This window comes from Comamonas humi (assembly GCF_054782535.1).
In genome coordinates this window covers 89,138-115,424 of the sequence record NZ_BAAGSH010000009.1, presented here as the reverse complement: position 1 = coordinate 115,424, position 26,287 = coordinate 89,138, and the positions used below count along the sequence as shown (strand labels likewise).

Annotated in this window: 23 protein-coding genes; 14 read left to right on the top strand and 9 right to left on the bottom strand. The window is 68.9% G+C overall.

Annotation, left to right across the window (positions count from 1 at the left end; all coding sequences use genetic code 11):
* Genes ACYVKR_RS11790 through ACYVKR_RS11780 form a run of 3 tightly spaced genes read left to right on the top strand, consistent with a single transcriptional unit; the run spans nucleotide 1 to nucleotide 2,315 of the window.
* Entirely contained in the window at nucleotides 1-1,434 is a 1,434-nt protein-coding gene (locus ACYVKR_RS11790) for an efflux MFS transporter permease (RefSeq protein WP_460481101.1), read from the top strand.
* Nucleotides 1,435-1,460: 26 nt separating this feature from the next.
* The gene (locus ACYVKR_RS11785; protein ID WP_460481100.1) at nucleotides 1,461-1,922 is read left to right on the top strand and encodes an SRPBCC family protein; all 462 of its coding nucleotides are present in this window, start codon (nucleotides 1,461-1,463) and stop codon (nucleotides 1,920-1,922) included.
* A 24-nt stretch (nucleotides 1,923-1,946) separates the two neighbouring features.
* Nucleotides 1,947-2,315: a DUF1428 domain-containing protein gene (locus tag ACYVKR_RS11780; protein WP_460481099.1), complete on the top strand. Its 369-nt coding sequence runs from the start codon at nucleotides 1,947-1,949 to the stop codon at nucleotides 2,313-2,315.
* A gap of 284 nt (nucleotides 2,316-2,599) precedes the next feature.
* On the opposite strand, the gene ACYVKR_RS11775 is transcribed toward ACYVKR_RS11780, so the two are convergent.
* The 3 genes from ACYVKR_RS11775 to ACYVKR_RS11765 all read right to left on the bottom strand — a co-directional run bounded on the left by ACYVKR_RS11775 (nucleotide 2,600) and on the right by ACYVKR_RS11765 (nucleotide 5,817).
* On the bottom strand, nucleotides 2,600-3,745 hold the full coding sequence (locus tag ACYVKR_RS11775; RefSeq protein WP_460481098.1) for a CaiB/BaiF CoA transferase family protein: 1,146 nt from the start codon (nucleotides 3,743-3,745) through the stop codon (nucleotides 2,600-2,602).
* Complete coding sequence (locus tag ACYVKR_RS11770; RefSeq protein ID WP_460481269.1) at nucleotides 3,742-4,755, bottom strand: NADPH:quinone oxidoreductase family protein; 1,014 nt, start codon at nucleotides 4,753-4,755, stop codon at nucleotides 3,742-3,744. Before ACYVKR_RS11770 ends, ACYVKR_RS11775 begins: the two co-directional genes overlap by 4 nt.
* A gap of 75 nt (nucleotides 4,756-4,830) precedes the next feature.
* On the bottom strand, nucleotides 4,831-5,817 hold the full coding sequence (locus tag ACYVKR_RS11765; protein WP_460481097.1) for a Bug family tripartite tricarboxylate transporter substrate binding protein: 987 nt from the start codon (nucleotides 5,815-5,817) through the stop codon (nucleotides 4,831-4,833).
* A gap of 104 nt (nucleotides 5,818-5,921) precedes the next feature.
* Between ACYVKR_RS11765 and ACYVKR_RS11760 the strand changes: the two genes are divergently transcribed.
* Nucleotides 5,922-6,821, top strand: coding sequence for a LysR family transcriptional regulator (locus ACYVKR_RS11760; RefSeq protein ID WP_460481096.1), 900 nt, complete (start codon nucleotides 5,922-5,924; stop codon nucleotides 6,819-6,821).
* A gap of 7 nt (nucleotides 6,822-6,828) precedes the next feature.
* Here the strand turns inward: ACYVKR_RS11760 and rlmB are convergent, their stop codons facing one another.
* Nucleotides 6,829-7,587, bottom strand: coding sequence for a 23S rRNA (guanosine(2251)-2'-O)-methyltransferase RlmB (gene rlmB / locus ACYVKR_RS11755; protein WP_460481095.1), 759 nt, complete (start codon nucleotides 7,585-7,587; stop codon nucleotides 6,829-6,831).
* 114 nt (nucleotides 7,588-7,701) lie between these two features.
* Here rlmB and ACYVKR_RS11750 point away from each other — a divergent pair, with 114 nt between their 5' ends.
* On the top strand, nucleotides 7,702-9,078 hold the full coding sequence (locus ACYVKR_RS11750) for a glycerate kinase type-2 family protein (RefSeq protein WP_460481094.1): 1,377 nt from the start codon (nucleotides 7,702-7,704) through the stop codon (nucleotides 9,076-9,078).
* A 33-nt stretch (nucleotides 9,079-9,111) separates the two neighbouring features.
* Here ACYVKR_RS11750 and ACYVKR_RS11745 read toward each other — a convergent pair whose 3' ends face one another.
* Nucleotides 9,112-10,002, bottom strand: a complete 891-nt coding sequence (locus ACYVKR_RS11745) for a LysR family transcriptional regulator (RefSeq protein WP_460481093.1) — start codon at nucleotides 10,000-10,002, stop codon at nucleotides 9,112-9,114.
* A gap of 87 nt (nucleotides 10,003-10,089) precedes the next feature.
* Here ACYVKR_RS11745 and ACYVKR_RS11740 point away from each other — a divergent pair, with 87 nt between their 5' ends.
* From ACYVKR_RS11740 to ACYVKR_RS11720, 5 genes are all read left to right on the top strand, one after another.
* Nucleotides 10,090-11,736: an FAD-dependent monooxygenase gene (locus tag ACYVKR_RS11740; RefSeq protein ID WP_460481092.1), complete on the top strand. Its 1,647-nt coding sequence runs from the start codon at nucleotides 10,090-10,092 to the stop codon at nucleotides 11,734-11,736.
* A 14-nt stretch (nucleotides 11,737-11,750) separates the two neighbouring features.
* Nucleotides 11,751-12,695, top strand: coding sequence for a VOC family protein (locus ACYVKR_RS11735; RefSeq protein ID WP_460481091.1), 945 nt, complete (start codon nucleotides 11,751-11,753; stop codon nucleotides 12,693-12,695).
* Between the two features lie 18 nt (nucleotides 12,696-12,713).
* Complete coding sequence (locus tag ACYVKR_RS11730) at nucleotides 12,714-13,574, top strand: fumarylacetoacetate hydrolase family protein (protein WP_460481090.1); 861 nt, start codon at nucleotides 12,714-12,716, stop codon at nucleotides 13,572-13,574.
* 77 nt (nucleotides 13,575-13,651) lie between these two features.
* Nucleotides 13,652-14,626 carry a Bug family tripartite tricarboxylate transporter substrate binding protein gene (locus ACYVKR_RS11725; RefSeq protein ID WP_460481089.1) on the top strand — a complete coding sequence of 325 codons (975 nt, stop codon included), beginning with the start codon at nucleotides 13,652-13,654 and terminating at the stop codon, nucleotides 14,624-14,626.
* Nucleotides 14,627-14,675: 49 nt separating this feature from the next.
* Complete coding sequence (locus tag ACYVKR_RS11720; RefSeq protein WP_460481088.1) at nucleotides 14,676-15,377, top strand: SDR family NAD(P)-dependent oxidoreductase; 702 nt, start codon at nucleotides 14,676-14,678, stop codon at nucleotides 15,375-15,377.
* Nucleotides 15,378-15,384: 7 nt separating this feature from the next.
* Here ACYVKR_RS11720 and ACYVKR_RS11715 read toward each other — a convergent pair whose 3' ends face one another.
* Nucleotides 15,385-16,299, bottom strand: a complete 915-nt coding sequence (locus ACYVKR_RS11715) for a LysR family transcriptional regulator (RefSeq protein ID WP_460481087.1) — start codon at nucleotides 16,297-16,299, stop codon at nucleotides 15,385-15,387.
* A 141-nt stretch (nucleotides 16,300-16,440) separates the two neighbouring features.
* Between ACYVKR_RS11715 and gcl the strand changes: the two genes are divergently transcribed.
* The 3 genes from gcl to ACYVKR_RS11700 all read left to right on the top strand — a co-directional run bounded on the left by gcl (nucleotide 16,441) and on the right by ACYVKR_RS11700 (nucleotide 20,103).
* On the top strand, nucleotides 16,441-18,231 hold the full coding sequence (gene gcl / locus ACYVKR_RS11710) for a glyoxylate carboligase (RefSeq protein ID WP_460481086.1): 1,791 nt from the start codon (nucleotides 16,441-16,443) through the stop codon (nucleotides 18,229-18,231).
* 79 nt (nucleotides 18,232-18,310) lie between these two features.
* Nucleotides 18,311-19,090, top strand: coding sequence for a hydroxypyruvate isomerase family protein (gene hyi, locus ACYVKR_RS11705; protein ID WP_460481085.1), 780 nt, complete (start codon nucleotides 18,311-18,313; stop codon nucleotides 19,088-19,090).
* A 92-nt stretch (nucleotides 19,091-19,182) separates the two neighbouring features.
* On the top strand, nucleotides 19,183-20,103 hold the full coding sequence (locus tag ACYVKR_RS11700; RefSeq protein ID WP_460481084.1) for an HIBADH family dehydrogenase: 921 nt from the start codon (nucleotides 19,183-19,185) through the stop codon (nucleotides 20,101-20,103).
* Nucleotides 20,104-20,311: 208 nt separating this feature from the next.
* Here the strand turns inward: ACYVKR_RS11700 and ACYVKR_RS11695 are convergent, their stop codons facing one another.
* Nucleotides 20,312-21,004: an ABC transporter ATP-binding protein gene (locus ACYVKR_RS11695; protein ID WP_460481083.1), complete on the bottom strand. Its 693-nt coding sequence runs from the start codon at nucleotides 21,002-21,004 to the stop codon at nucleotides 20,312-20,314.
* Nucleotides 21,005-21,077: 73 nt separating this feature from the next.
* Between ACYVKR_RS11695 and ACYVKR_RS11690 the strand changes: the two genes are divergently transcribed.
* Nucleotides 21,078-21,698, top strand: coding sequence for an arylesterase (locus tag ACYVKR_RS11690; RefSeq protein ID WP_460481082.1), 621 nt, complete (start codon nucleotides 21,078-21,080; stop codon nucleotides 21,696-21,698).
* Here the strand turns inward: ACYVKR_RS11690 and ACYVKR_RS11685 are convergent, their stop codons facing one another.
* Entirely contained in the window at nucleotides 21,699-23,129 is a 1,431-nt protein-coding gene (locus ACYVKR_RS11685; RefSeq protein ID WP_460481081.1) for an efflux transporter outer membrane subunit, read from the bottom strand.
* On the bottom strand, nucleotides 23,126-26,281 hold the full coding sequence (locus ACYVKR_RS11680; RefSeq protein ID WP_460481080.1) for a multidrug efflux RND transporter permease subunit: 3,156 nt from the start codon (nucleotides 26,279-26,281) through the stop codon (nucleotides 23,126-23,128). The genes ACYVKR_RS11685 and ACYVKR_RS11680 overlap by 4 nt, the downstream gene beginning before the upstream one ends.
* Nucleotides 26,282-26,287: the final 6 nt, after the last annotated feature.

Genomic DNA, 26,287 nt, shown 5'->3' with positions numbered 1-26,287 from the left:
ATGGATGCCGCAGCCCACCCCCGCCGCCGCTGGCTGGCGCTGATCGTGCTGTGCCTGGGCGAGCTGATGATCGTGCTCGACAGCACCATCGTCAACGTCGCCCTGCCCTCGATACGCTCCGACCTGGGCTTCAGCGAGACCTCGCTGGTCTGGGTGGTCAATGCCTACATGCTGACCTTCGGCGGCTGCCTGCTGCTGGGCGGGCGGCTGGGCGATCTGTATGGCCACCGCCGCATGTTCCTCGCCGGGCTGGCCTTCTTCACCGCCGCCTCGCTGGCCTGCGGGCTGGCGCCATCGCAGGGGGTGCTGGTGGCGGCGCGCGCCATCCAGGGCCTGGGCGGCGCCGTGGTGTCGGCCGTGGCCCTGTCGCTGATCATGAACCTGTTCACCGAGACCCAGGAGCGCACCCGCGCCATGGGCGTGTACGGCTTCGTTTGCGCGGGCGGCGGCAGCCTGGGCGTGCTGCTGGGCGGCCTGCTGACCAGCGTGGGCTGGAACTGGATCTTCCTCGTCAACCTGCCCATAGGCGTGGCTGTGTACCTGGCCAGTCGCGTGCTGCTGCCGGCATCCAGCGCCGCAGGCAGCAGCCAGCGACTGGACGTGGCGGGCGCCGCGACGGTGACACTGTCGCTGATGCTGGCCGTCTATGGCGTGGTGGACGGCAACGAGGCCGGCTGGGGTTCGGCCCAGACCCTGGGCCTGCTGGGCGCCGCGGGGCTGCTGATGGCGCTGTTCCTCGCCATCGAGTCGCGCTCGGCGCACCCGCTGGTGCCGCTCGCGCTGTTCCGGCTGCGCAACATCAGCGTGTCCAATATCTGCGCCGTGCTGTGGTCGGCCGGCATGTTCGCGTGGTTCTTCATGTCGGCGCTGTACCTGCAGCAGGTGCTGGGCTACACGCCCATGCAGGTGGGCCTGGCCTTTCTGCCGGCCAACCTGGTCATGGCGGCGCTGTCGCTGGGCTGGTCGGCCAGGCTGGTGATGCGCTTCGGCATCCGTGCGCCGCTGGTCGCGGGCCTGCTGCTGGCCGCGGCAGGACTGCTGCTGTTTGCGCGCGCGCCGCTGGACGGAGGCTTCTGGCTCTACGTGCTGCCCGGCATGCTGCTGCTGGGCCTGGGCGCAGGCGTGGCCTTCAACCCCATGCTGATGGCCGCCATGCACGATGTCTCGCCCGCCGACGCGGGCCTGGCCTCGGGCCTGGTCAACACCTCGTTCATGCTCGGCGGCGCGCTAGGCCTGGCCGTGCTGGCCAGCCTGGCCGCGGCCCGTACCGGCGAGCTGGCCGCTGGTGGCGCCAATGCCTTGGCGGCGCTGCACGGCGGCTACCAGTGGGCCTTTGGCGCGGGAGCGCTGTTTGCCGTGATCGCCGCCGTGCTGGGCGCCACCGCGCTGCGCGCGGACCTCAAGGCCGGCGCCGAGCCGCTGGCCACCCATTGAACCTATTTGAAACCAGGAGACCTTTGATGACCAAGCATCCCCAAGACCTCGTGCTCGAACGCCTGATCGATGCCCCGGCCGACAAGCTGTTTCGCTGCTGGACCGACGCCGCGCTGATCCCGAAATGGTTTGTGCCCAGGCCCTGGACCATTGCGCGCGCCGAAGTGGACCTGCGCCCCGGCGGCGGCAGCCTGATCGTGATGCGCGACCCCGACGGCAACGAATACCCGAACGCAGGCGTGTACCTCGAGGTCGTGCCCAACCGCCGCATTGTGTTCACCGATGCGTATACCGCCGGCTGGGTGCCCAGCGCCAAGCCTTTCTTCACCGCCATCGTCAGCTTCGAGCCCGAGGGCGCGCAGACGCGCTACACCGCGATTGCCCGCCACTGGACCGAGGAGGCCCGCCAGCAGCACGAAGCCATGGGCTTCCACACCGGCTGGGGCCAGTGCGCCGACCAGCTCGCCGAGCTGGCCGCCACGCTGTAGATGGTCCAACCCCAGGAGACCGCCATGCATTACGTTGATGGATTCGTACTACCGGTGCCACGCGCCAACCTTGACGCCTACCGCAAGCTGGCCCAGGATGCCGGCGCTGTCTGGATGGAATACGGCGCGCTGCAGTACTGGGAATGCGTGGGCGACGACGTGCCCATGGGCAAAGTCACCTCGTTCCCGCAGGCCGTGCAGCTCAAGGACGACGAGACCGTGGTGTTCTCGTGGATCGTCTATGCCTCGCGCGAGGAGCGCGACCGCATCAACGCCGCCGTCATGAAGGACCCGCGCGTTGCCAACATGGACCCCGCCACCATGCCCTTCGATGCCCAGCGCATGTTCTGGGGCGGGTTCCGCAGCATCGTCGAGCTGGGCAAAGCCGGCTAGGGCCTGTTAACACTAAAACTGGGAGATGCGTTGCCCCGCCGTGGGGATGGATGCGCGAAGCTTGGTATTCCCAATAGCCGCAGCTATTGGGGATGCCGAGCGACAAAGCAGACGCCCCACGGCGGGGCAACCCGAAGGGAAGGACGAATGCCGGCCTAGGCGGCCCCGGCGGATCGCGGCGTTGCGGCACCCAACCAATAGCTGCGGCTATTGGCTGGGCACCGCGCCTAGCGCTGCATCCCGGCATTCATCCTTCGCACTCCCAATTTTAGTGTGAACAGGCCCTAAAGCCCGCCCAACATCTCGGCATTGTGCTGGCCCAGCCGGGGAGCAGGCGCCAGCGGCAGTTGCCCCTCGCTGCCCGGCAGCCCGGCCAGCGGCACCGTGCCCACGCCGGGCACCTCGTGCTCCGCGAAGACCTTGAGGTGCTGCACCTGCGGGTCTTGCGGCAGCTCGCCCGGACTGCGCGCCGGCGCGAACAGGATGTCGTGCCGCGCCAGCAGCTCGCTCCAGTGCGCCAGCGTATCCTGGGCCAGCCGCGCGGCCAGCGCATCGTTGAGTTCCTGCGCACGCGGCAATCGCCCGCTGCTGGCGTGCAGGCTGGCATCGGCGATCCAGCCGTCCATCTGCAGCGCCCGGGCCAGGCGCAGGAACATCGCGTCGTTGAGCATGCTCACATAGATATAGCGCCCGTCCCGGGTCTCGAACAGCCCGGTCGGCGCATTGATGGCCCCGCCCTGCTGCTGCGGGAACATGGCCGCGTCGATGGTCAGGTAGTTCTGCAGCACCGCCGCGGCCTGCAGCATGGCCACCTCCACGTGACGCCCACGTCCGGTACGCACCTGGCGCAGCACCGCCGCCAGCGTGGCCTGGGCCGCATACATGCCGGTGGCGTAGTCCACCACGTAAACACCGATGCGGCGCGGCTTGCCGTCTTCGCCGCGGTTGGCATGCATCATGCCGCTGGCCGCCTGCATGGTGGTGTCCAGCGTGGGCACATGGGCCATGGGGCCGCTGCGCCCCCAGCCGCTGATGGAGACATAGACCAGCGAGGGCTTGCGCGCCGACAGCTCCTCCCAGCCCACGCCCATGCGCTCGGCCACGCCGGGGCGGTAGTTCTGCAGGACCACGTCGGCCTCGGCGGCCAGGCGCTGCAGCTGCGCGCGCCCCTCGGGCGTGGCCGCGTCCAGGCACATGCCCTGCTTGCCGGCGTTGCAGGCCATGAAGATGGCCGACCGCCCGTCCTTGCTGCGGCCCATGTGGCGGCTCCAGTCGCCCTGGGGCGGCTCCACCTTGGTCACCTGCGCACCCTGCTGGCGCAGCATCAGCCCGCAATAGGGGCCGGCAATGCCCTGGCTCAGGTCCAGCACGCGCAGGCCTGCCAGCGGCAGCGCGTCATCGGCGTCGGAAAAGAGGTGCTTGTCGGTCATGGCTGCATATCCAGGATCACTTTGCCGATGGAGCGGCGCTCCATCGTCGTCTCTACGGCCGTGCGCCAGTCGGCGAACGGGAAATGCTCGGTCAGGGGCACCGGCATGCGGCCGCCGGCCACGGCCTCGAACAGCCGCGCCACCAGCGCCTGCACCCGGACCGCATGGTGGCGGCGCTCGTCGGTCAGGCCCCAGCCTAGGTACAGGCCGTAGTTGAAGCCGATCACGGCCACGTTCTTGACCAGCAGCAGGTTGGCCGGTACCTGGGCGATGCGGCCGCTGGCAAAGCCAATGCACAGCAGGCGTCCGCCGGGCGCGGTGCAGCGCAGCGAGGCATCGAACAGGTCGCCGCTCACCGGGTCGAACACCACGTCCGCACCGCGGCCGCCGGTCAGCGCCTTCACCGCTGCCGGCAGAGCCTGGGCGTCGGCCGGCAGCGCATGGTGGGCGCCATTGGCCAGGGCCGCGGCGCGCTTGGCCTCGGTGCTGGCGGTGGCGATCACCACTGCGCCCATAGCCCGGCCGATCTGCACCGCCGCCATACCCAGCGCGCCGCTGGCGCCATGCACCAGCAGCACCTCGCCCGGCTGCAGCTGGCCGCGCCATTCCAGCGCGGCCCACGCCGTGCCGTAGGTGATGGGCAGGGCCGCGGCCACGCGCAGTGGCAGCGCCTCGGGCAGCGGGTACACGGTATCGGCCGAGACCACTGCCTCCTGCGCGAACGCGCCCCAGTCCAGGGCCGCGGCCACGCGCTGCCCGGGCGCGAGATGCGCCACGCCCTGGCCCACCTCGATCACCACGCCCGCTGCCTCGGTGCCCGGCACAAAGGGCAGCGGCGGCTTGCGCTGATACTGCCCGGCCACGAACAGCTTGAGCGCAAAGCCCACGCCGGCGTGGTGCACGGCCAGCCGCACCTGGCCCGGCGCCAGTGGCCGGCGCGCCAGGCGCTGCATGCCCAGCTCGCGCCAGTCGCACCACTGCTCGCACACCAAGCCGTCATAGGCCTGCACATCGCCCGGCGCCGCGCGCAGCGCAGTGCCCGGCAGGGCGACAGGTTCATCCATCACGACATCCATGGCAGATCCTTAGTCGGCAGTGATGCCCAGCTCGCGGATGGAGCGCGACCAGGTCTGCAGATCAGAGGCCAGCTTGGCATGGAACTGGGCGGCCGTGCTGCCCACCGGCACCAGGTTCAGCTCGTGCATGCGCCGCACCATCTCGGGCTTTTTGACAATGCGCGCCACCTGGGCCGACAGCACATCGACGCGGGCCGCGGGCGTGCCCGCCGGCGCCAGCAGTCCCATCCAGGCATCGGGCTCGAAGCCCCGGTAACCCAGCTCCTGCATCGTGGGCACCTCGGGCAGCAGCTCGGAGCGCTGGGCGCCGGCAAAGGCCACCGGCCGCAGGCGCCCAGCCTTGATCAGCGACATGGCCGTACCCACGGCGATCCAGCCGAACTTCACATGCCCGGCCACCAGGTCGTTGGCCAGCGGCGCTCCGCCCTTGTAGGCCACGTGGGTCAACTGCAGGCCCGCCTCGCGCTTGAACAGCTCACCCAGGATATGGCCGGTGGTGCCCACGCCGTAGGAGCCGTAGGCCATTTCACCCGGGCGGGCCTTCACCCACTGCACAAGCTCGGGCACCGTCTTCGGCTCGAACTCCGGTGAAGCCGCAAGGATCACGCTCGACAGCGCCACCTCGCTCACGGCCGCGAAATCCTTGACCGGGTCGTAGCCGGTGTTCTTGAACAGCGCCGGATTCTGCACATGGGCAGTGAAGGTCAGCAGCAGCGTGTGGCCGTCCTTGGGCGCGCCGGCCACGTACTTGGTGCCGGTGATGGTGCCCGCACCCGGGCGGTTCTCCACCACCACGGGCTGGCCCCAGGCCGCCTGCAATTCCTGGCCGATGAGGCGCGCCACCGCATCGTTCACATTGCCGGCCGGCGATGGTACGACGATGGTGATGGGACGGCTCGGGAAATCGGGCAGCCGTCCTTCGTCAGCGGCAGCTCCGCCGAATACGGATGCGAATGCCAGCGCCACAGCGGCGCGGCGCGACCTGGAAATCGCCATAGGTATGTCTCCTGCTCGTCTTGTATGCAGGCCAGTGTAGGCAGCGGCCGCCGCATAATGCATTCCCACCAGGCACAAACCCATTCCTACCAAGCACACCCCGCATGCGCCTCGAAGACCTGCAATCCTTTGCCCTGATCTGCGATACCGGCCAGCTCTCGCGCGCGGCCAGCCGGCTGGGCAGCACGCAGTCGGCGCTGTCCAAGACCGTGGGCCGGCTGGAGGCGGAATTCGGCGTGCCGCTGCTGGAGCGCACCGCGCGCGGCATGGTGCCCACTGCGGCCGGGGCCCAGTTGCTGGCCCACACGCGCCAGCTGACGACGGTGTGCAATGACATCCAGGCCAGCATGGCCCAGCAGCGGGCGGCGACCAGCGGGCTGCTGCGCATAGGCGTGCTGCCGGTGCTGACACACGCGCTGCTGTCGCCGCTGATTGCCAGCTTTCTGCCCACGCGGCCGCTGGCGCGCTTCCGCTTCGAGAGCGAGCTCAGCACCCGCCTGGTGCAGCGGCTGGAAGACGGCCACCTCGACCTGGCCTTTGTTGCGCTGCCCGACAGCATCCCGCCCGGCATGGGTCATCTGCCGCTGGGCCAGTTGCGCATCAGCGTGGTGGCGCGCCAAGGCCATCCGCGGCTCGCGCACTTTCGGCAGCTGGCCGATCTGGCGGGCGAGCAATGGGCCTTGCCCAGCCGCGACATGCTGCTGCGCCGCTGGCTGGATGCGCGGCTGGCGGCGCACCAGCTGCCGGAGCCCGTGGTGATTGTCGAAAGCGCCGACACGCCGTCCAGCTTTGCCGCGCTGCTGCAGCGCAGCGACCTGCTGGGCATTGCCTCCACCGCCATGCTGGCCCAGCCGGCCGGCCAGGGCCTGTGCGCGCTGGAGGGAGCCGACTTCCACTGGCAGCACCGGCTCGGCGTGCTGTGGCGCCAGCAGGCCGCCCTGCCCCCGCTGGCACAGGAGTTCCGCGACCTGGCCGTCGCCTGGTGCGAGGGCCGGGAGTTCTAGGGGATTTTCAGCCGGCTTTCACGGTGCGCTGGCGCAGCGCCTCATACAGGCACACCCCGCTGGCCACGGACACATTCAAGCTCTCCACCGCGCCCTGCATGGGGATGTGGACCAGCTCGTCGCAGGTCTTGCGCGTGAGCTGGCGCATGCCGTCGCCCTCGGCGCCCAGCACCAGGGCCGTGGGGCCGGTCAGGTCCATCTGGTAGAGGTGCTTGTCGGCGTCGCCGCTGGTGCCTATCACCCAGATGTTGCGCTCCTTCAACTCGTTGAGCGTGCGCGCCAGGTTGGTCACCATGAAGTACGGCACGGTCTCGGCCGCGCCGCTGGCCACCTTGGCCACGGTGGCATTGATGCCGGCCGCATGGTCCTTGGGAGCAATCACCGCATGCACGCCCGCGCCGTCGGCCACGCGCAGGCAGGCGCCCAGGTTGTGGGGATCGGTCACGCCATCCAGCACCAGCAGCAACGGCGCCTTCACGCCTTCGGCTTCCAGGTCGTCCAACAGCTCGTCCAGCGTGCGCGTGTCCTTGACCTCTTCCACGCGCGCGGCCACGCCCTGGTGGCCGTGGCTGCCCGCCAGCTTGGCGATGCGCACGGCATCGGCCTCGATCAGGCGCACGCCAGCCTCCTTGGCGCGCTCCAGGAACTGGCGCATGCGCGCATCGCGGCGCGTGGCCTCGAAATAGACTTCAACGATGGACTGGGGGGCGGTCTTCAGACGCACGCCGACGGCGTGGAAGCCGAAAAGGACTTTGGGGGACGACATGGGGCGACATTATCCCCGCTGGGATGCCCTGCATAAGATTTATTCCTCGCACCCCCGCGCCGCGGCGCCTGCGGCCCTTGGCAAGTACGGGCAGTTCTGTCACGCTTGCGGGCCATGACGACACCTGACAACTCCTCCATTGCCGCCCACCGCGTGAACGTGCATGCCCCGCTGGGCACCGCGCCCCAGCCGCAGAACGATCCCCTCGCCTTCCTGCAGCACCTGTACCACGCGGCCGTGCGCTGCGCGCTGCCGCTCGAAGGCATCCGCGCCCACCTGCCCGCAGTGCCCAAGGGGCGCACGCTGGTGCTGGGCGCCGGCAAGGCCGGCGGCTCGATGGCGCATGCGCTGGAAGCGCTGTGGCCGGCCGACGCGCCGCTGTCGGGCCTGGTCGTCACCCGCTACCACCACACGCCGCCGCGGCCCGAGGGCCTGGCGCAGCGCATCGAGGTGGTCGAGGCCTCGCACCCCGTGCCCGACGCGGCCGGCATGCAGGCGGCCGAGCGCATCCTGGCGCTGACCAAGGGGCTAACGGAAGATGACCTGGTGATCTGCCTGATCTCGGGCGGCGGCTCGGCGCTGCTGACGCTGCCGGCCGAAGGACTGACGCTGGAGGACAAGCAGCGCATCAACCGCGCGCTGCTCGAGAGCGGCGCCGCCATCGGCGAAATGAACTGCGTGCGCAAGCACCTCTCGCGCATCAAGGGCGGACGCCTGGCCGCCGCCTGCGCTCCCGCCCAGGTGGTGACGCTGACCATCAGCGACGTACCCGGCGACGACCCATCGGTGATCGCCAGCGGCCCCACGGTGCCCGACGAGACCACCTGCGCCGACGCGCTGGCCATCCTCGACCGCTACCGCATCGAGATTTCCGACCCCATCCGCGCCCAGCTGGAAAGCGGCGCTTTCGAAACGCCCAAACCCGGCGACGCCTGCTTTGCCGGCCAGACCGTGCATGTCATCGCCGCGCCGCAGCAATCGCTGCAGGCCGCCGCCGAAGCCGCGCGCGCCGCGGGCCTCGCGGCCCATGTGCTCAGCGACGAGATCGAGGGCGAATCGCGCGAGGTGGGCAAGGTGCACGCCGCGCTGGCACGCGCCGTCAGCGCCCACGGCCAGCCCTTCGCCAAGCCCTGCGTGATCCTGTCAGGCGGCGAAACCACCGTCACTGTGCGCCCGCAAGCACCGGGCACGCCGCGCGGGCGCGGCGGCCGCGCGGGCGAGTTCTGCATGGGCCTGGCCCAGGCGCTGCAAGGTGCCGGCAGCATCTGGGCGCTGGCGGCCGACACCGACGGCATCGACGGCGTGGAGGACAATGCCGGCGCCGTGGTCACGCCCGACACGCTGGCCCGCGCCCGCGCGGCCGGCCTCAAGGTCGACGCCTACCTCGACCGCAACGACGCCTACAGCTTCTTCCAGCCGCTGGGCGACCTGCTGATCAGCGGGCCCACGCACACCAACGTGAACGACTTCCGCGCCATCCTGGTGCTGTAAGGAGCAGCAGCCTGCGCGCCCTGCGCAGGCTGCTCAGATATGCGCCGCCGCGCGCCGCACCAGCGTGCAGAAGAACTCTGCCGCCGGCGTCAGCGGCAGCCCGGTGCGCTGCACCAGGCAGACCGGCGGCGCGGGCAGCGGTTCGGCCACGCGGATTTCCTGGAAGGCGTCCTTCAGGAGCGGCGCCTGCAGCCACTGGATCGGCAGCATCATCAGCAGCTCGGAACTGGACAGTGCGGTCAGGAAGGTCAGTGCCGATTGCGCCCGCATTACCAGCCTGGGGGCCGGCAGCCCATGCTTGCTGAACAGCGGCCCCAGCTCTTCCTCCGCCTTGTGCGTGATCGAGGTCGTGATCCATTCGGCATCCACCAGGTCGCGCAACGAGGTGGCCTGCGCCAGCGGATGCCCCTTGCGGCCGAGGATCACACGGGTGTTGTCGAACAGCTTTTCCACCTGCAGCTCGCCGGGCACATCCTGCGGCACCGGTCCGATGTAGACATCCGCCGAGCCGTCCAGCAGCGCGGTTTCCACCAGCGGGTAGACGGCATCGACGATCTCCAGGTGCACGCCGGGGTACTGCCGGCGGAAGCCGCGCAAGACCTGGGGCAGCAGACCCAGGTGGGGCGCCGTCGACATGCACAGCGTCACGCGGCCATGGGTCTCGCCGCGCAGCTGCTCGATCTCGTCCCTGGCCCGCTGGAGCTCGTTGCCCACGGCCGTGGCCCGGCGCAGGAACACCTGGCCCATGGGGGTGAGCCGCACGCCCTTGGCATGGCGCTCGAAGAGCACCACCCCCAGCTCCTTTTCCAGCTCATTGATGCTGCGCGACACCGCCGGCTGCGGCAGCCCCAGATGCCGTGCAGCCGCCCGCACGCCGTTGCGCTCCGCGACCGTCACGAAATCCCGCAAGGTAGTGAGTTTCATGGCTTGAAGTGAATCAAATTTGATATCAGTCCAGCAATATTGCCATCTTTCTGAATCGAACACCAACTCCTACGATGCTCCACAGGCATGAACACACAAGGAGACGGCAAGGTGGACAAACAGCAATCGCCACGGGTACTGATCGTGGGCGCCGGCCCGGCAGGGCTGTCGATGGCCATCGAACTGGGGCACCGGGGCATCCCCTGCCTGCTGGTGGAGCGCAATGACCGGGTGGGCCATGCCCCGCGCGCCAAGACCACCAACGTCCGCACCCGCGAGCACCTGCGGCGCTGGGGCATCGCGGACCGCCTGCGAGCCGCCTCGCCGCTGGGCATGGACTATCCGTCCAACGTGGTTTTCTGCACCCGCCTGGCCGGCTTCGAACTGGCCCGGCACGAAAACGCCATGTACTGCGCGCCCGGCCGCAACCCGCTGTACTCCGAGCATGCCCAGTGGATTCCGCAGTACACCGTCGAGCGCGTGCTCAAGGAGCATGCCGAGTCGCTGCCGGGCGTGGAGATCCGCTTTCGCACGGAGCTGCTTGGCTTCGAGCAGGACAGCCAGCAGGTGCGGGCCCGGTTCAGGAGCCTGGACAATGGCTCGGATTTCGAGGTAGCGGCCGACTACCTCGTCGGTGCCGATGGCGCGCGCAGCCTGGTCCGCGACCTGATCGGCACCCGCATGCAGGGGCAGTACGGCCTTTCGCGCAACTACAACATCGTCTTCCGGGCGCCGGGACTGGCGCAGGCCCACCGGCTCGGGCCCGCGATCATGTACTGGCAGGTCAACCGCGAGGCGCCCAGCATCATCGGCCCGATGGACCAGGGCGACACCTGGTTCTTCATGCCCACCCACGTCAACCCCGGCGAGCGCGCCGGCGACATCGACGCCCGGGCCCTCATCGGCCGCGCGACCGGCATAGACCTGCCCTACGAAGTGCTGAGCAGCGACGAATGGGTGGCCAGCAAGCTGCTGGGCGACCGCTACCGCCAGGGCCGGGCCTTCCTGGTCGGCGATGCCTGCCACCTGCACCCGCCCTTCGGCGGCTATGGCATGAACATGGGCGTGGCCGACAGCGTGGACCTGGGCTGGAAGCTGGCCGCCACCTTGCAAGGCTGGGCCGGCCCCGAGCTGCTGGCCAGCTACGAGGCCGAGCGCCGGCCGGTGCACCAGTGGGTCCTCGACGAAGCCGAACGCAACCATGCCACGCTCGGCAACCAGCTGGTGGCCGAACATCTCGAAGACCCCGGCGAAGCCGGCCAGCGCATCCGCCGCGATGTCGGCCAGCGCATCCAGGCAGCCAAGATGCGCGAGTTCGCCACGCTGGGCGTGGTGCTGGGCTACCGATACGACGACTCGCCCGTGATCGCCGCCGACGGCAGCCCGGCACCCGAGAACGATTTCATCAACTACGTGCCCTCCTCGCGCCCCGGGTCGCTGGCACCCCACGCCTGGCTGCATGACGGCAGTTCGCTGTACGACCACTTCGGCCCAGGCTTCACGCTGCTGGCCTCCACGCGTGCCACGGCGCCAGAGATCGAGAGCGCCCAGGCCGACGCCAAGGCCTGCGGGCTGCCGCTAATCGTGATCCAGCCCGGCGAAGGCGGCATTGCCGGCCTGTACCCGGCACGGTTCACGCTGATCCGCCCCGACCAGCACGTGGCCTGGCGTGGAGACGCCTGGCCTGGGCACGGCCTGATCCGCCAAGTGACCGGCGGCCTCCTTCCCCGTTGAGCAGGAGACGATCCATGGGTACCTTTGCTTCGGGGCAGGAGTCCGTCGCCGGCGTGCATTCCGTCCATTGCTTCGTTTTTTCCGTGCCAGACCTCGATGAGGCCCGCAGCTTCTACACGGCGTTCGGGCTGGACGTGCGCCAGCACGGCGACCGCCTCGACCTGCATGCCGCCGGCCATGCGCACCGCTGGGCGTCCATCCACGCCGGAGGCACGTGCAAGAAGCTCGAATACCTCAGCTTGGGCATCTTCGAGCAGGACCTGCCGGCGATGCGCGAGCGCATTGCCGGCCTGGGCATCGGCATGGCCGCCCACCCCTTGTCCGACGGACAGGGCCTGTGGCTGCGCAATCCCGATGGCACGGTGCTGCAGCTGGTGGTGAGCCCCAAGGTGTCGCCGCATGAAAAATCCCGGCCCGACCAACCGCCTGGGCAGCCACCGGGCCAAGGCGCCGCCCCTTCCCGCAGCCAAACGCCGGTGGTGCGCCCGCGGCGCCTCTCCCATGTGCTGTTCTTCAGCCCCGACGTGCTGCGCATGGTGCGCTTCTGCGAAGCGGTGCTGGGCCTGCGCCTGTCGGATCGATCCAGCGACGTCGTGGCCTTCCTCCATGGGGTGCATGGCTCGGACCACCACCTCGTCGCCTTCGCCAAGTCGTCCCATGCCGGCCTGCACCACTCCAGCTGGGACGTGGGCAGCATCGATGAGGTCGGCCGCGGCAGCGAGCAGATGCGCATGGCGGGATACCCGAACGGCTGGGGAGTCGGCCGGCACGTGCTGGGCTCGAACTACTTCCACTACGTGCAGGACCCCTGGGGCAGCTACGCGGAGTACTCGTTCGACATCGACTTCGTGCCCGCCGGCCTCGAGTGGCAATCGGCCGACCACCCGCCCGAGGATTCCCTGTATGTATGGGGCCCATCCGTCCCCGAAGCGTTCTTCATCAACCACGAACAGGCTTGAGCCTGAAGGAGATTCCCCATGAGACTGATCGCATTTTCACAAGGCAACGGCCACCGCGCCCTGGGTGCGCGCATCGACGGCAACCAGCTCGTCGACCTGACCGCAGCCGGCCTGCCGGACACGCTCGATGCCCTGCTGCGCCAGGGCGATGCCGGCATGCAGGCCGCCCGCGCCGCGCTGCAGCAAGCCCGCCATGTCGTCCAGCTCGGAGGCATCCGCTATCTGCCGCCAGTGAGCAATCCGGCCAAGGCCTTCGCCATCGGCCTCAACTATGTCGACCATGCCGCGGAAAGCAATTTCGAGCCGCCCAAGCACCCGGTGGTGTTCCAGCGCTATCCGTCCTCGTGGGTGGGCCATGGCGAGCCGCTGGTGCGCCCGCATGTCTCGACGCAGTTCGACTACGAGGCAGAGTTGGTTGCCGTCATCGGCAAGGGCGGCCGCTACATCGCCAAGGAGCAGGCTCTGGAGCATGTGGCCGGCTACTCCCTCTTCAACGACGGCTCCATCCGCGACTACCAGCTGCGCACCAACCAGTGGACGCTGGGCAAGAATTTCGACGCCAGCGGCTCCTTCGGCCCCGAGTTCGTGACCGCCGACGAACTGCCCGCCGGCGCCCGGGGCCTGCGCATCCAATGCCGCCTGAACGGCGAAGTGCTGCAGGACGCCAACACCCGGGACATGATCTTCGACGTGGCCACGCTGGTGGCCGCCTGCTCGGAAGCCATGGCCCTGCAGCCGGGCGACCTCATCATCACCGGCACGCCGTCGGGCGTGGGCCTGGCCCGCAGCCCGCAGGTCTGGATGAAGCCCGGCGACACCTGCGAGGTGGAAGTCGAAGGCATGGGCATCCTGCGCAACGGCATCGTCGACGAGGCCTGAATCCGAACCCGCTGGAGCTGCATTCGAGCGTGCGGCCCGGCATCGGCCAGACAATCCATACCAATCAGGAGACCTCCATGAAGCGTCGCTTCGCCACTCAACTCATCGCCGCAGGATTGCTGGGCATGGCCGCGGGACAGCCCTTTGCGCAGTCCGGCTGGCCAACGCGGCCCATCCGCCTCATCGTCCCCACCCCGCCGGGAAGCTCTTCCGACATCTTTGCCCGGCTGATCGCCGACGAGCTGGCGAAAAAGCTGGGGCAGGCGATCGTCGTGGAGAACAAGCCCGGGGCCAATGGCCGCATCGGGACGGCCGCAACGCTGGCAGCCGCCCCCGACGGGCAGACCCTGCTGTTGAGCTTTGGCTCGGCCATTGTGGGGGCGCGCGTGCTGTTCCCCAAGGACAAGAGCGACGCGACCAAGCTGCAGCCCATTTCCCGCTTTGGCTCCCAAGGCGCGATCCTGGCCGTATCGGCCGACGTTCCGGCCCGCAACATCAAGGAGTTCGCGGCCTGGGTGAAGGCCAGCCGGGAGCCGGTCAACTATGCGTCCTACGGGGTGGGCAGTGGCGGCCATATCGTCATGGAGGCGCTGCTGAAATCGCTGGGCATCCAGGCCAACCACGTCCCTTACAAGGACAGCAACCTGATCCTGTCCGACATGCGCTCCGGCCTGGTCAAGGTCGCTGCCCTGGATGCCGTCACCCCCATCCCCTACCTCAAGCAGCACCAAATCCACGGCATCGGCGTCAATGGGCGCTTTCGCCTCCCCGAAACCCCGGACATCCCGACGCTGGCCGAGCAGGGCCTGCCCATCTACATGGAGAGCTGGTACGGCATCTTTGCGCCACGCGGCATTCCCCGCGCCATCGTGGACCGCATCAATGCCGAGGTCGGCACCATTACCGCTTCGCCGGCCATGATGGAGCGGTTCAAGCTCATGAACCTCACCAGCACACCGCCCATCTCCCCCGAGGAGTTCGACAAGTTCATCCACAGCGAAATCAAGGTCTGGGGCGACGTGGTGGCGGCATCCAACATCCACCTGGACTAAATACGGCCCAGCCGCCACCGGCAAGCCTGACTACTCACGAGGAACAAGCATGAACCAACCAAGCAAGACGGCCGTCGTCACCGGCGGCGCCAGCGGCATAGGCGCGGAGTGCGTGCGCCAGCTGCGCGCCGAGGGCTGGAACGTCGTCGTCTGGGACCGTAGCGCCGACCGCGATGGCGGCATTGCGGTCAACATCGCCGACTATGCCTCCGTGGCCGCCGCGGCCAGCCAGCTCGATGGCGTGGACCTGCTGATCAATGCCGCCGGCATCGCGGGCGACCGCCAGTCCAGTGCCGACAAGCATCCATCGGAATGGGACACCGTGATGGCCGTCAACCTGAGCGGCTCGTTCTATAGCATGCACGCCCTCTACCCGCAGCTCAAGGCCCGCGCTGGCGTGGTGGTGAACATCTCGTCGGTGGCCGGCATGGTGATGGCCAAGGGGCGCGTGCACTACGCCGTCTCCAAGGCCGGCGTGGCGGCGCTGACCCGCTCGCTGGCGCTGGAATGGGCGGCCGACGGCATCCGCGTCGTCGCCATTGCGCCCGGCTACGTCAAGACGCCGATGATCGAGCGCTCGATCGAGGCCGGAGAACTCAACGAGCCGGCGATGGCGGCCATGCACCCGCTGAACCGCCTGGCCGGCACCGAGGAAATCGCCGGCGCCATCATTGCGCTGTCCCGGCCGCCGTTCCAGTTCATGACGGGCACGGTGGTGACCATCGACGGCGGCTACACCCTGGGCAAATAGGCCCCGCTCAGACCTTCGGCAGCCGGTCCCACCACTGCTCGGCAAAGCGCGGCTGCAGGAAGGCGATCAGTGCCTGCACCTTCTGCGGCACCAGGCGCGGCGATGGGAAGACGGCGTGCATCTCCTGCTCGGGCAGGCGGCAGCCCTTGAGCACCTCGACCACGCTGCCCGTGGCCATTGAGTCGGCCGCCACATAGCGCGGCAGCGCGGCGATTCCCATGTCGGCGCGGGCCGCGGCCAGCAGCGCCGAGAGGTTGTTCGAGCGCAGCCGCCCGGCCACGCGCACCGACACCACCTCGCCGTCCGCGCCCGACAGGCGCCAGATGTCGTCGCCCTGCACGCTGCTGTAGACCAGCGCATGGTGGTCCTTCAGGTCCTGCGGCTTCTTGGGCGTGCCGTGCTCCTCCAGGTAGCGCGGCGAGGCCACCAGCATCCAGGGGTTGAAGCCCAGCATGCGCGCGCCCAGGTTCGAGTCGGCCAGGCGCCCCAGGCGGATCGCCACGTCGATGCCCTGCGCCACCAGGTCGGTGTAGCGGTCCTCGAAGCTCAGGTCGATGTGCACGTCCGGGTTCTCGGCCATGAACTCCATCACCAGCGGCACGATCACCCGCCGCCCGAAGGCCACCGAGCTGCCCACGCGCAGCTGGCCGCGCACGTGCTGCTGGCTGCTGCGCACCAGGTCGTCGGCCTCGGCCAGGCTGCCGACGATGTCCTTGCAGCGCTCGTAGTACAGCGCACCCGGTTCGGTCACGCTGACGCCGCGCGTGTTGCGGTTGAGCAGCCGCACCCGCAGCCTCGCCTCGAGGGCGCTGATCTGCTTGGTGACGGTGGGCTGCGTCGTCTGGAACTCCTGTGCCACCCGGGTGAAACTGCCGGTTTCCACCACGCGCACAAACATCTGCATTGCATCGAGCCGGTCCATAAGCCTGTTGTCCCCTTCAGCGCCTTACTTATTCTTGACGAGAATAGATTTTATGGTCTCCCTGTGGATTCTCACAAGTGCCGCCACTGCCTACAGTCACAACCAATCCATCAGCAATCAATCAACTTTAGGAGACCATCCATGGCAAAGATGAAGGCAATCGAGGCGGCGGTAGCGGTTCTCGAAAAAGAAGGCGTCACGGTCGCGTTCGGCGTGCCCGGCGCAGCAATCAACCCGCTGTACGCAGCAATGAAGAGCCACGGCGGCATCGGCCACATCCTGGCCCGCCACGTCGAGGGCGCGAGCCACATGGCCGAAGGCTACACCCGTGCGGTGGCCGGCAACATCGGCGTGTGCATCGGCACCAGCGGCCCCGCCGGCACCGACATGATCACCGGCCTGTACTCGGCCAGCGCCGACTCGATCCCAATCCTGTGCATCACCGGTCAGGCCCCCCGTGCCCGCCTGCACAAGGAAGACTTCCAGGCCGTGGACATCGCCTCCATCGCCAAGCCCGTGGCCAAGTGGGCCACCACCGTGCTGGAACCCGCCCAGGTGCCCCGCGCCTTCCAGCAGGCCTTCCACCTGATGCGTTCCGGCCGTCCCGGCCCGGTGCTGATCGACCTGCCGATCGACGTGCAGCTGGCCGAGATCGAGTTCGACATCGACACCTACGAGCCCATGGCTGCCTACAAGCCTTCGGCCACCCGCGCCCAGATCGAGAAGGCGCTGTCGATGCTCAATGAATCCGAGCGTCCGCTGATCGTGGCCGGTGGTGGCATCGTCAACGCCGACGCCAGCGCCGAGCTGGTCGAGTTCGCCGAAGCCATCGGCGTGCCGGTGATCCCCACCCTGATGGGCTGGGGCACCATCCCCGACGACCACCCGCAGATGGTGGGCATGTGCGGCCTGCAGACCAGCCACCGCTACGGCAACGCCACCATGCTGGCTTCCGACTTCGTGCTGGGCATCGGCAACCGCTGGGCCAACCGCCACACCGGTTCGGTCGAGGTCTACACCAAGGGCCGCAAGTTCGTGCACGTGGACATCGAACCCACGCAGATCGGCCGCGTGTTCTCGCCGGACCTGGGCATCGTCTCCGACGCCGGCGCCGCACTGAAGCTGTTCGTCGAAGTGGCCCGCGAGTGGCGTGCCGCCGGCAAGCTGCGCGACCGCAGCGCCTGGCTGCTGGAGTGCCGCGACCGCAAGAACAGCGTCGAGTTCCTGCGCAAGACCAACTTCGACAACGTGCCGATGAAGCCCCAGCGCGTGTACCAGTGCATGAACCGCACCCTGGACAAGGACACCACCTACGTGTCCACCATCGGCCTGTCGCAGATCGCCGGCGCGCAGTTCCTGCACGTGTACAAGCCCCGCCACTGGATCAACTGCGGCCAGGCGGGCCCGCTGGGCTGGACCATCCCCGCCGCCCTGGGCGTGCGCGTGGCCGACCCCAAGCGCCGCATCGTCGCGCTGTCGGGTGACTACGACTTCCAGTTCATGATCGAAGAGCTGGCCGTGGGCGCACAGTTCAAGCTGCCCTACGTCCACGTGCTGGTCAACAACAGCTACCTCGGCCTCATCCGCCAGGCCCAGCGCGCCTTCTCGATCGACTACTGCGTGCAGCTGGCGTTCGACAACATCAACATGCCCGAGACCGACGAGGCCCGCGGCTACGGTGTGGACCACGTCAAGGTCGTCGAAGGCCTGGGCTGCAAGGCCATCCGTGTGACCAAGCCGGACGACTTCGCCGCCGCCATGGAGCAGGCCGAAGCCTGGATGGCCGAGCACCAGACCCCGGTGGTGATCGAGTGCATCCTGGAGCGTGTGACCAACATCTCCATGGGCGCCGAGATCGACAACGTGATCGAGTTCGAAGAGCTGGCCACCGGCTCCATCGACGTGCCCAGCGCACTGGCGATGCTCGACTAACCGTTGCGACACCCGCGAGGGCATGGCTTGCTCCATGCCCCGCTTTCATAACTAGATCATTCTTTCGGAGAAATCAGACATGCCCCGTTTTGCCGCCAACCTCACGATGCTCTTCACCGAGGTGCCCTTCCTCGAGCGCTTCGGCCGTGCCGCTGCCGCCGGCTTCGAAGCCGTGGAGTTCCTGTTCCCCTATGCCTTCGAGCCCGAGCAGGTCAAGGAACAACTGGTCAAGAACAAGCTGACCCTGGTGCTGCATAACCTGCCCGCCGGCGACTGGGACGGCGGCGACCGCGGCGTTGCCTGCGACCCGGCCCGCGTGGAGGAATTCCGCGCCGGCGTGGCCACCGCCATCCGCTATGCCAAGGTGCTGGGCACGCCCCAGCTGAACTGCCTGGTGGGCAAGCGCCCTGCCGGCGTGTCCGACGCCGACCTGCGCCGCACCACGGTCGAGAACCTGCGCTACGCCGCCGCCCAGCTGCACGAAGCCGGCCTGCGCCTGCTGATCGAGCCGATCAACCCCTTCGACATTCCCGGCTTCTACCTGAACCGCACCGACGAAGCGCTGTCGCTGATCGACGAAGTGGGCGCGCCCAACCTGTTCGTGCAGTACGACATCTACCATGCCCAGCGCGTGGAAGGCGAGATCGCCAACACCGCCACCAAGCACCTGGCGCGCATCGGCCACATCCAGCTGGCCGACAACCCCGGCCGCAACGAACCCGGCACCGGCGAGCTGAACTACCCCTTCCTGTTCAAGCACCTGGACCGCATCGGCTACACCGGCTGGATCGGCTGCGAGTACAAGCCCGCGACCACCACCGAGGCAGGCCTGGGCTGGCGCAAGGCGCTGGCCGGCTGATACCAGCCGAATCTGCCCGCAGCGCTTGATGGTCAAGCGCTGGCTGCTCCAATTTTCATAGTTCACCGTCTTTAGCTTCCAAGGAGACCACCATGACCAATTCCCCCCTGAAAATCGGTTTCGTCGGCCTCGGCATCATGGGCGCGCCCATGTGCCAGCACCTGATCAACGCCGGCCATAACCTGTTCGTGTTCACGCTGGGCAAGCTGCCCGACGAGATCGCCAACGGCCCGGCCACCAAGTGCACCAGCGCCAAGGGCGTGGCCGAGCGCGCCGACATCATCATCACGATGGTGCCCGACACGCACAACGTGGAAGAAGCCCTGTTCGCCGAAGGCGGCGTGGCCGAAGGCCTGAAGGCCAGCAAGTCCGAAGGTGCCCGCAAGGTGGTGGTGGACATGAGCTCCATCTCGCCCGTGGCCACCAAGGGCTTCGCCAAGCGCATCAACGACCTGGGCGTCGACTACCTGGACGCTCCGGTGTCCGGCGGCGAAGTGGGCGCGAAGAACGCCACGCTGTCCATCATGGTCGGCGGCGACGATGCCGTGTTCGAGCGCATCAAGCCCCTGTTCCAGCTGATGGGCAAGAACATCACCCTGGTGGGCGGCAACGGCGACGGCCAGACCGCCAAGGTGGCCAACCAGATCATCGTGGCGCTGAACATCGAAGCCGCTGCCGAAGCGCTGCTGTTCGCATCGCGCGCCGGTGCCGACCCCGAGCGCGTGCGCCAGGCCCTGCTGGGCGGCTTCGCATCGAGCAAGATCCTCGAAGTGCACGCCGAGCGCATGATCAAGCGCACCTTCGATCCGGGCTTCCGCATCGCACTGCACCAGAAGGACCTGAACCTGGCGCTGTCCGCCGCCAAGGACCTGGGCGTGGCCCTGCCCAACACCGCCAACGCGCAGCAGCTGTTCAGCACCTGCGTGGCCCACGGCGGCGCGGCCTGGGACCATTCCGGCATGGTGCGTGCCCTGGAATTCATGGCCAACTTCGAAGTCGGCCAGAAGGCCTAAGCCTCCCCTCGCAGGGAGCTGATACCGGATAACAACGCGAGTTTCTCCGCTTGGAATCGCCTGTCGGGCCTAGGCCCGCGGGCGATTTTTTTTCGTGCATCCGCATATTTTGTGAGCTGCTTGCGCTTAACGTAAAAGGACTTCAGATAGTTTTCTATCTGAAGTCCTTTGCTATTGAGCGCCAGCAGCTATGGTTTTTGCAGGCAGCTCAGACCATGCGCCCGGCCTCGATGGTGATGCGCTGCGTGCAGCGCGCGGCGATGGCGCGGTCGTGCGTCACCATCAGCAGCGTGGTGCCGGCCTCGCGGTTCAGCTCCATGATGAGGTTCATCACCGCCTCGCCGGTGGCGAAATCCAGGCTGCCCGTGGGCTCGTCGGCCAGCAGCACCGCCGGCTGCACAACGAAGGCGCGGGCCAGCGCCACGCGCTGCTGCTCGCCGCCCGACAGCAGCTTGGGATAGTGCGACAGCCGCTGGCCCAGGCCCACGCGCTCGAGCATGCGCGCCGCGGCGGCGCGCGCATCGCGCTGGCCGGCCAGCTCCAGCGGCAGCATCACGTTCTCCAGCGCCGTCAGGGTGCCTATGAGCTGGAAGTTCTGGAACACGAAGCCCATGGTGCGCGCGCGCAGCGCGGCGCGGTCGTCCTCGTGCAGCGCGAACAGATCCTGGCCCTGCACCCACACCGTGCCGCCGGTGGGCGTGTCCAGCCCGGCCAGCAGCGACAGCAGCGTGCTCTTGCCCGAGCCCGAGGCGCCGACGATGGCCACCGTCTCGCCGCGCGCCACGCTGAAATCGATATCCCGCAAAATAGTCAGCGTACCGGTCGAGTCCGACACCGCCTTGTGCAGTTGCTGCACGCGGATCACCGCGGTTTCCAGGGAACCAGAAGCGGACTGATCCATCGAAGCATTCACCATGAAAAACCTTTTTCCTCTTGCCCCGCGGCAAAGCTCTCGCCGCAGTTGGTTGCACGGCATGGTAGCCGCTGCCGCGGCGCTGGCCTGCACAACGGGTATTGCCCAGGCCCCGGCTGCCGCCGGCAAGACCATCCTCGTCGTCGGCGACTCGCTCAGCGCCGAATACGGCCTCGCGCGCGGCAGCGGCTGGGTGGCGCTGCTGCAGCAGAAACTCCAGGCCGACAAACGGCCCTGGCAGGCCGTCAATGCCAGCATCAGCGGCGACACCACCTCGGGCGGCCGCGCCCGCCTGCCGGGCCTGCTGGCCCAGCACCAGCCCGCCGTCGTGGTGCTGGAGCTGGGCGGCAACGACGCGCTGCGCGGCCTGCCGCTGGCGAGTACCGAGGCCAACCTCGTCGCCATGGCCGACGCCGCGCGCCAGGCCGGCGCCCAGGTGCTGCTGGTGGGCATGCAGGTGCCGCCCAACTATGGCGCCAAGTACACGCAGGACTTCGCCCGCGTCTTCACCCAGGTGGCCGAGGCCAAGGGCGCGGCGCTGGTGCCCTTCCTGCTCAAGGGCGTGGCCGACGTGCCGAACTTCGAGAAGAACTTCCAGGCCGACCGCATCCACCCGCTGGCCAGCGCCCACCCGACGATGCTGGCGAACGTCTGGCCTGCGCTGCAGAAGCTGATGAAGTGATCACAAAGGCTCGGGCGAGGCCCAGCCGCCGCCCAGCGCCTTGAACAGCGTGGCCAGCGCCATCTGGCGCTGGGTGGCCACCTCGATCACGGCCATCTGGTTGGCGAAGTGGCTGCGCTCGGCGTCGAGGTAGCGCAAATGGCTGTCCACGCCGCCGCGGTAGCGGGCCGTGGCCAGGCGCAGGCTTTGCGCGCTGGTGGCTGCCAGCTTGCGGCGCGAAGCCTCTTCGCGCCGCAGCGTGTCGGTGGCGGCCAGCGCATCGGCCACGTCGCGGAAGGCCAGCTGTATGCTTTTCTCGTAGGCCGCCACGGCCATGTCCTTGCGCAGCTCGGCCAGGTCCAGCATCGCCTGGTTGCGGCCGCCGTCGAACAGCGGCAGCTGCAGCTGCGGCAAAAAGGACCAGCTGCGCTGGCCGCCGCCGAACAGCTCCGACAGCTGCGCGCTGGAGCTGCCGAACGCGCCGGTGAGCGTGATGCGCGGGAAGAAGGCGGCGCGCGCCGCGCCGATGTTGGCGTTGCGGGCCTGCAGCTGGCGCTCGGCGGCGCGGATGTCCGGCCGGTGCTCGAGCAGCTCGGCGGGCGCGCCCGCCGCCAGCTCCTGCACCAGCGGCGCGGCGTCCAGCGGGCGCTCCAGTTCGGCGGGGCGCTGCCCCAGCAGCAGCGCCAGCGCGTTGCCGGCCTGCAGGTGGTCGCGCCGGGCGCGCTCCAGCTCGGCGCGGGCCTGCTCGGCCAGCCCCTCGGCCTCGTGCTCGTCGAGCGCCGTGTCCACGCCGCGCTGGCGGCGCTGCTGCACCAGCTGCAGCGCTGCTTCGCGCGAGGCCAGCGTGCGCTGGGTCAGCTCCACCCGCTGGCGGGCGCCGTCATGCGCCAGCGATGCCTGGATGACCTCGGCCACCAGGCTGATGCGCACGCTGCGCGCGGCTTCCTCGGTGGCCAGATACTCCTGCAGCGCGGCCTCCGACAGGCTGCGCACGCGGCCGAACAGGTCCAGCTCGAAGGACGCCAGCCCCAGGCCCGCCTGGTAGCTGCTTTGCACCACGGGCCGGCCCGTGCCGCTCAGGTCGCCCGGCAGGCGCTGGCGGCTGCCCGCGGCCTGCAGGTCCACGCCCGGCAGACGGTCGGCCTTCTGCACACCGTACTGGGCGCGCGCGGCCTCGACATCGAGCAGGGCCTGGCGCAGGTCGCGGTTGTGCGCCAGCGCCTGGGTGATGCGCCCGCGCACCACCTCGTCCGTCACGAAGGCCTGCCACTGCAGCGTGGCGGCGGCGGACGCACCGGCTGCAGCACCGGCCTGCGGCGTGGACCATTCGGCGGGCACCGGCGCCTGCGGGCGCTCGTAGACCGGCGCCAGCGAGGCGCAGCCGGCCAGCGCCAGGACGGCGGCCAGCGCGGCCACACGCCAGGAAAGGGGGGAAACAAGGCCTTGCGTCACGCGGATTCTCCTTGGGGGGCAGCCGGGGCATCCGCTCCGCCTGCCTGGTTTGCCTTGCAGCCACGCCACAGCGACAGCACCCAGACAAAAAAGATGGGAACGAAGACCACGCCCAGCAGCGTGGCCGACAGCATGCCGCCGATCACGCCAACGCCGATGGCGACCTGGCTGGAGGCGCCCGCGCCGCTGGCCAGCGCCATCGGCACCACGCCGAGGATGAAGGCCAGCGAGGTCATCACGATGGGGCGGAAGCGCAGCCGGGCCGCCTGCAGCGCCGCGTCCCGCAGCGAATGGCCCTGCGCGTGCAGGTCCTTGGCGAACTCCACGATCAGGATGGCGTTCTTCGCCGCCAGGCCGATGATGGTGATCAGGCCGACCTTGAAGTACACGTCGTTGGCCAGGCCCACGGCCGAGGTGGCCAGCACCGAGCCCAGCGCGCCGATCGGCACGATCAGCATCACGGCCGCGGGAATGGCCCAGCTCTCGTACAGCGCCACCAGCAGCAGGAAGACCACGACGATGGCCAGCGCGAACAGCTTGGGCGCCTGCGCGCCCGCGGCCCGCTCCTGCAGCGACAGCCCGGTCCACTCGTAGCCGATGCCGCTGGGCATCTCGCCCATGATGCGCTCCAGCTCGGCCATGGCCTCGCCGGTAGTGCGGCCGGGCTTGGCGTCGCCCGCGATGCGGAAGGCCGGATAGCCGTTGTAGCGCGAGATCTGCACCGGCCCCATCTCCCAGTCCACCGAGGCGAAGGACGCCAGCGGCACCTGCTCGCCGCGCTCGTTGGGTACGTACAGGCGCAGGATGTCCTCGGGCCGCATGCGCGCCGCCGTGTCGGCCTGCACCACCACGCGCTGCAGCCGGCCCGCGTTCGGGAACTCGTTGACCACGGCCGAGCCGTAGGCCGTGGACAGCGCCGCGCTGATGGCCGCGAAGCCCACGCCCTGGGCCTGGGCCTTGCGCCGGTCGATGTCCAGGCGCAGCTGCGGCGCATCCTCAAGGTTCTCCATCATCGCGTAGGCGATCACCGGCGAGGCATTGGCCTGCTTCAGCAGTTCGTCGCGCGCGGCGACCAGGGCCTCGCGGCCGAGGTTGGCACGGTCCTGCAGGCGCAGCGCAAAGCCGCCGGAGTTGCTCAGACCGTCGATGGGCGGCGGGTCCACCGCCATGGCCGTGCCGTCGGCCAGGCTGGCGAAGCGCTGGTTGAAGGCCTGCACCTCGTCCCACGAGGCCTGCCCGGCGCCGCGCACCGACCAGTCCTTGAGCGTGACGAAGGCCAGCGCCGCGTTCTGCCCCATGCCCGAGAAGCTGTAGCCCATCAGGAACTCGGCCTGGGCCGTGGCCGGCCGGCCCTGGACGTAGGCCTCCATGTCGCGCACCATGGCTTCGGTGCGGGCCTCGGTCGCGCCGGGCGGCAGCTGCACGCTGACGATGTAATAGCCCATGTCCTCGTAGGGCACGAAGGATTCGGGCATGCGCGTGTAGGCAAAGCCCAGCCCGCCCACGATGGCCGCGTAGATCAGCATGTAGCGCCCGGTGCGCTGCAGCAGTCGCTGGTTGAGGGCGGAGAAGCGCTCGGTCAGCCCCGCGAAGCGGCGGTTGAACCAGCCGAAGAAGCCTTTCTTCTCGTGGTGCTCGCCGGCCGCAATGGGCTTGAGCAGCGTGGCGCACAGCGCCGGCGTGAAGGTCAGCGCCAGCAGGCCCGAGAACAGGATGGACACCGCCAGCGACAGCGAGAACTGCCGGTAGATCACGCCCACCGAGCCGCTCATGAAGGCCAGCGGCAGGAACACCGCCACCAGCACCAGGGTGATGCCGACGATGGCGCCCGACACCTGCTGCATGGCCTTGACGGTGGCGGCCAACGGCGAGAGCCCCTCCTCGGCCATGATGCGCTCGACGTTCTCCACCACCACGATGGCGTCGTCCACCAGGATGCCGATGGCCAGCACCATGCCGAACATGGTCATCATGTTGACCGAGAAGCCCAGCGCATACATCACCGCCAGCGTGCCGGCCAGGCACACCGGCACCACGATGGTGGGGATCAGCGTGTAGCGCAGGTTCTGCAGGAACAGCCACATCACCAGGAACACCAGCACCACGGCCTCGACCAGGGTCTGGATCACCTTGCCGATGGCCACCTCGACGAAGCGCGAGGTGTCGTAGGGCACGGCGTACTGGATGTCGCTGGGGAAGTTCTGCGACAGCTCGGCCAGCCGCGCCTTGACGGCCTCGGCGGTCTGCAGCGCGTTGGCGCCCGGGGCGAGCTGCACGGCGGCGGCCACGCCCTTGTGCCCGTCCTCGCGCGACGAGAAGCTGTAGTCCAGCTGGCCGACCTCGATCCGCGCCACGTCGGCCAGGCGCACCACCGCGCCGTCGCCCTTGGCGCGCAGCACGATCTGGCCGAACTCCTCGGGCGAGCCGAGCGTGCCGCGCACCGCGATGGTGGCACTCAGCTCCTGCCCGGGCGCGCCGGGCTGGCTGCCGAAGCTGCCGGCCGGCACCTGGGCGTTCTGCGCGGCGATGGCCGCGTTCACATCGGCCACCGACAGGCCGTAGCCCAGCAGCTTCTGCGGATCGACCCAGACCCGCATGGCCACGTCGGCGCCAAAGAACTGCACCTTGCCCACGCCGGGCACGCGGCGGATCTCGTTGTTGATGTTGCGCACGGCAAAGTCGGACAGCCCGACCTCGCTCTTGCCCGCGCTGTCGCCCTGGTAGGTCAGCGAGTAGATCAGCAGGAAGTTGGCGCTGGCCTGCTCGACCTGCAGGCCCATCTGCATCACGGCGGCCGGCAGCCGCGCCTCGGCCTTCTTGATGCGGTTCTGCACCTCGACCTGGGCCAGCGCAGGGTTGGTGCCCGGCGCGAAGGTGGCGGTGATCTCGGCCAGGCCGGTGGAGCCGCTGGACGAGTCGAAGTACAGCAGGCCCTTGGTGCCGTTGAGCTCCTCCTCGATGACGCTGGTGACCGACTCCATCACCGTGGTGGCGGAGGCGCCCGGGTAGGTGGCCGAGATCGCGATCTGCGGCGGCGCCACGTTGGGGAACTGCGAGACCGGCAGCACCGGTATGGCCATCAGCCCGGCGAGCAGGATGAAGATGGCCACCACCCACGCGAAGTTGGGGCGCTTGATGAAAAACTGGGACATGGTTTG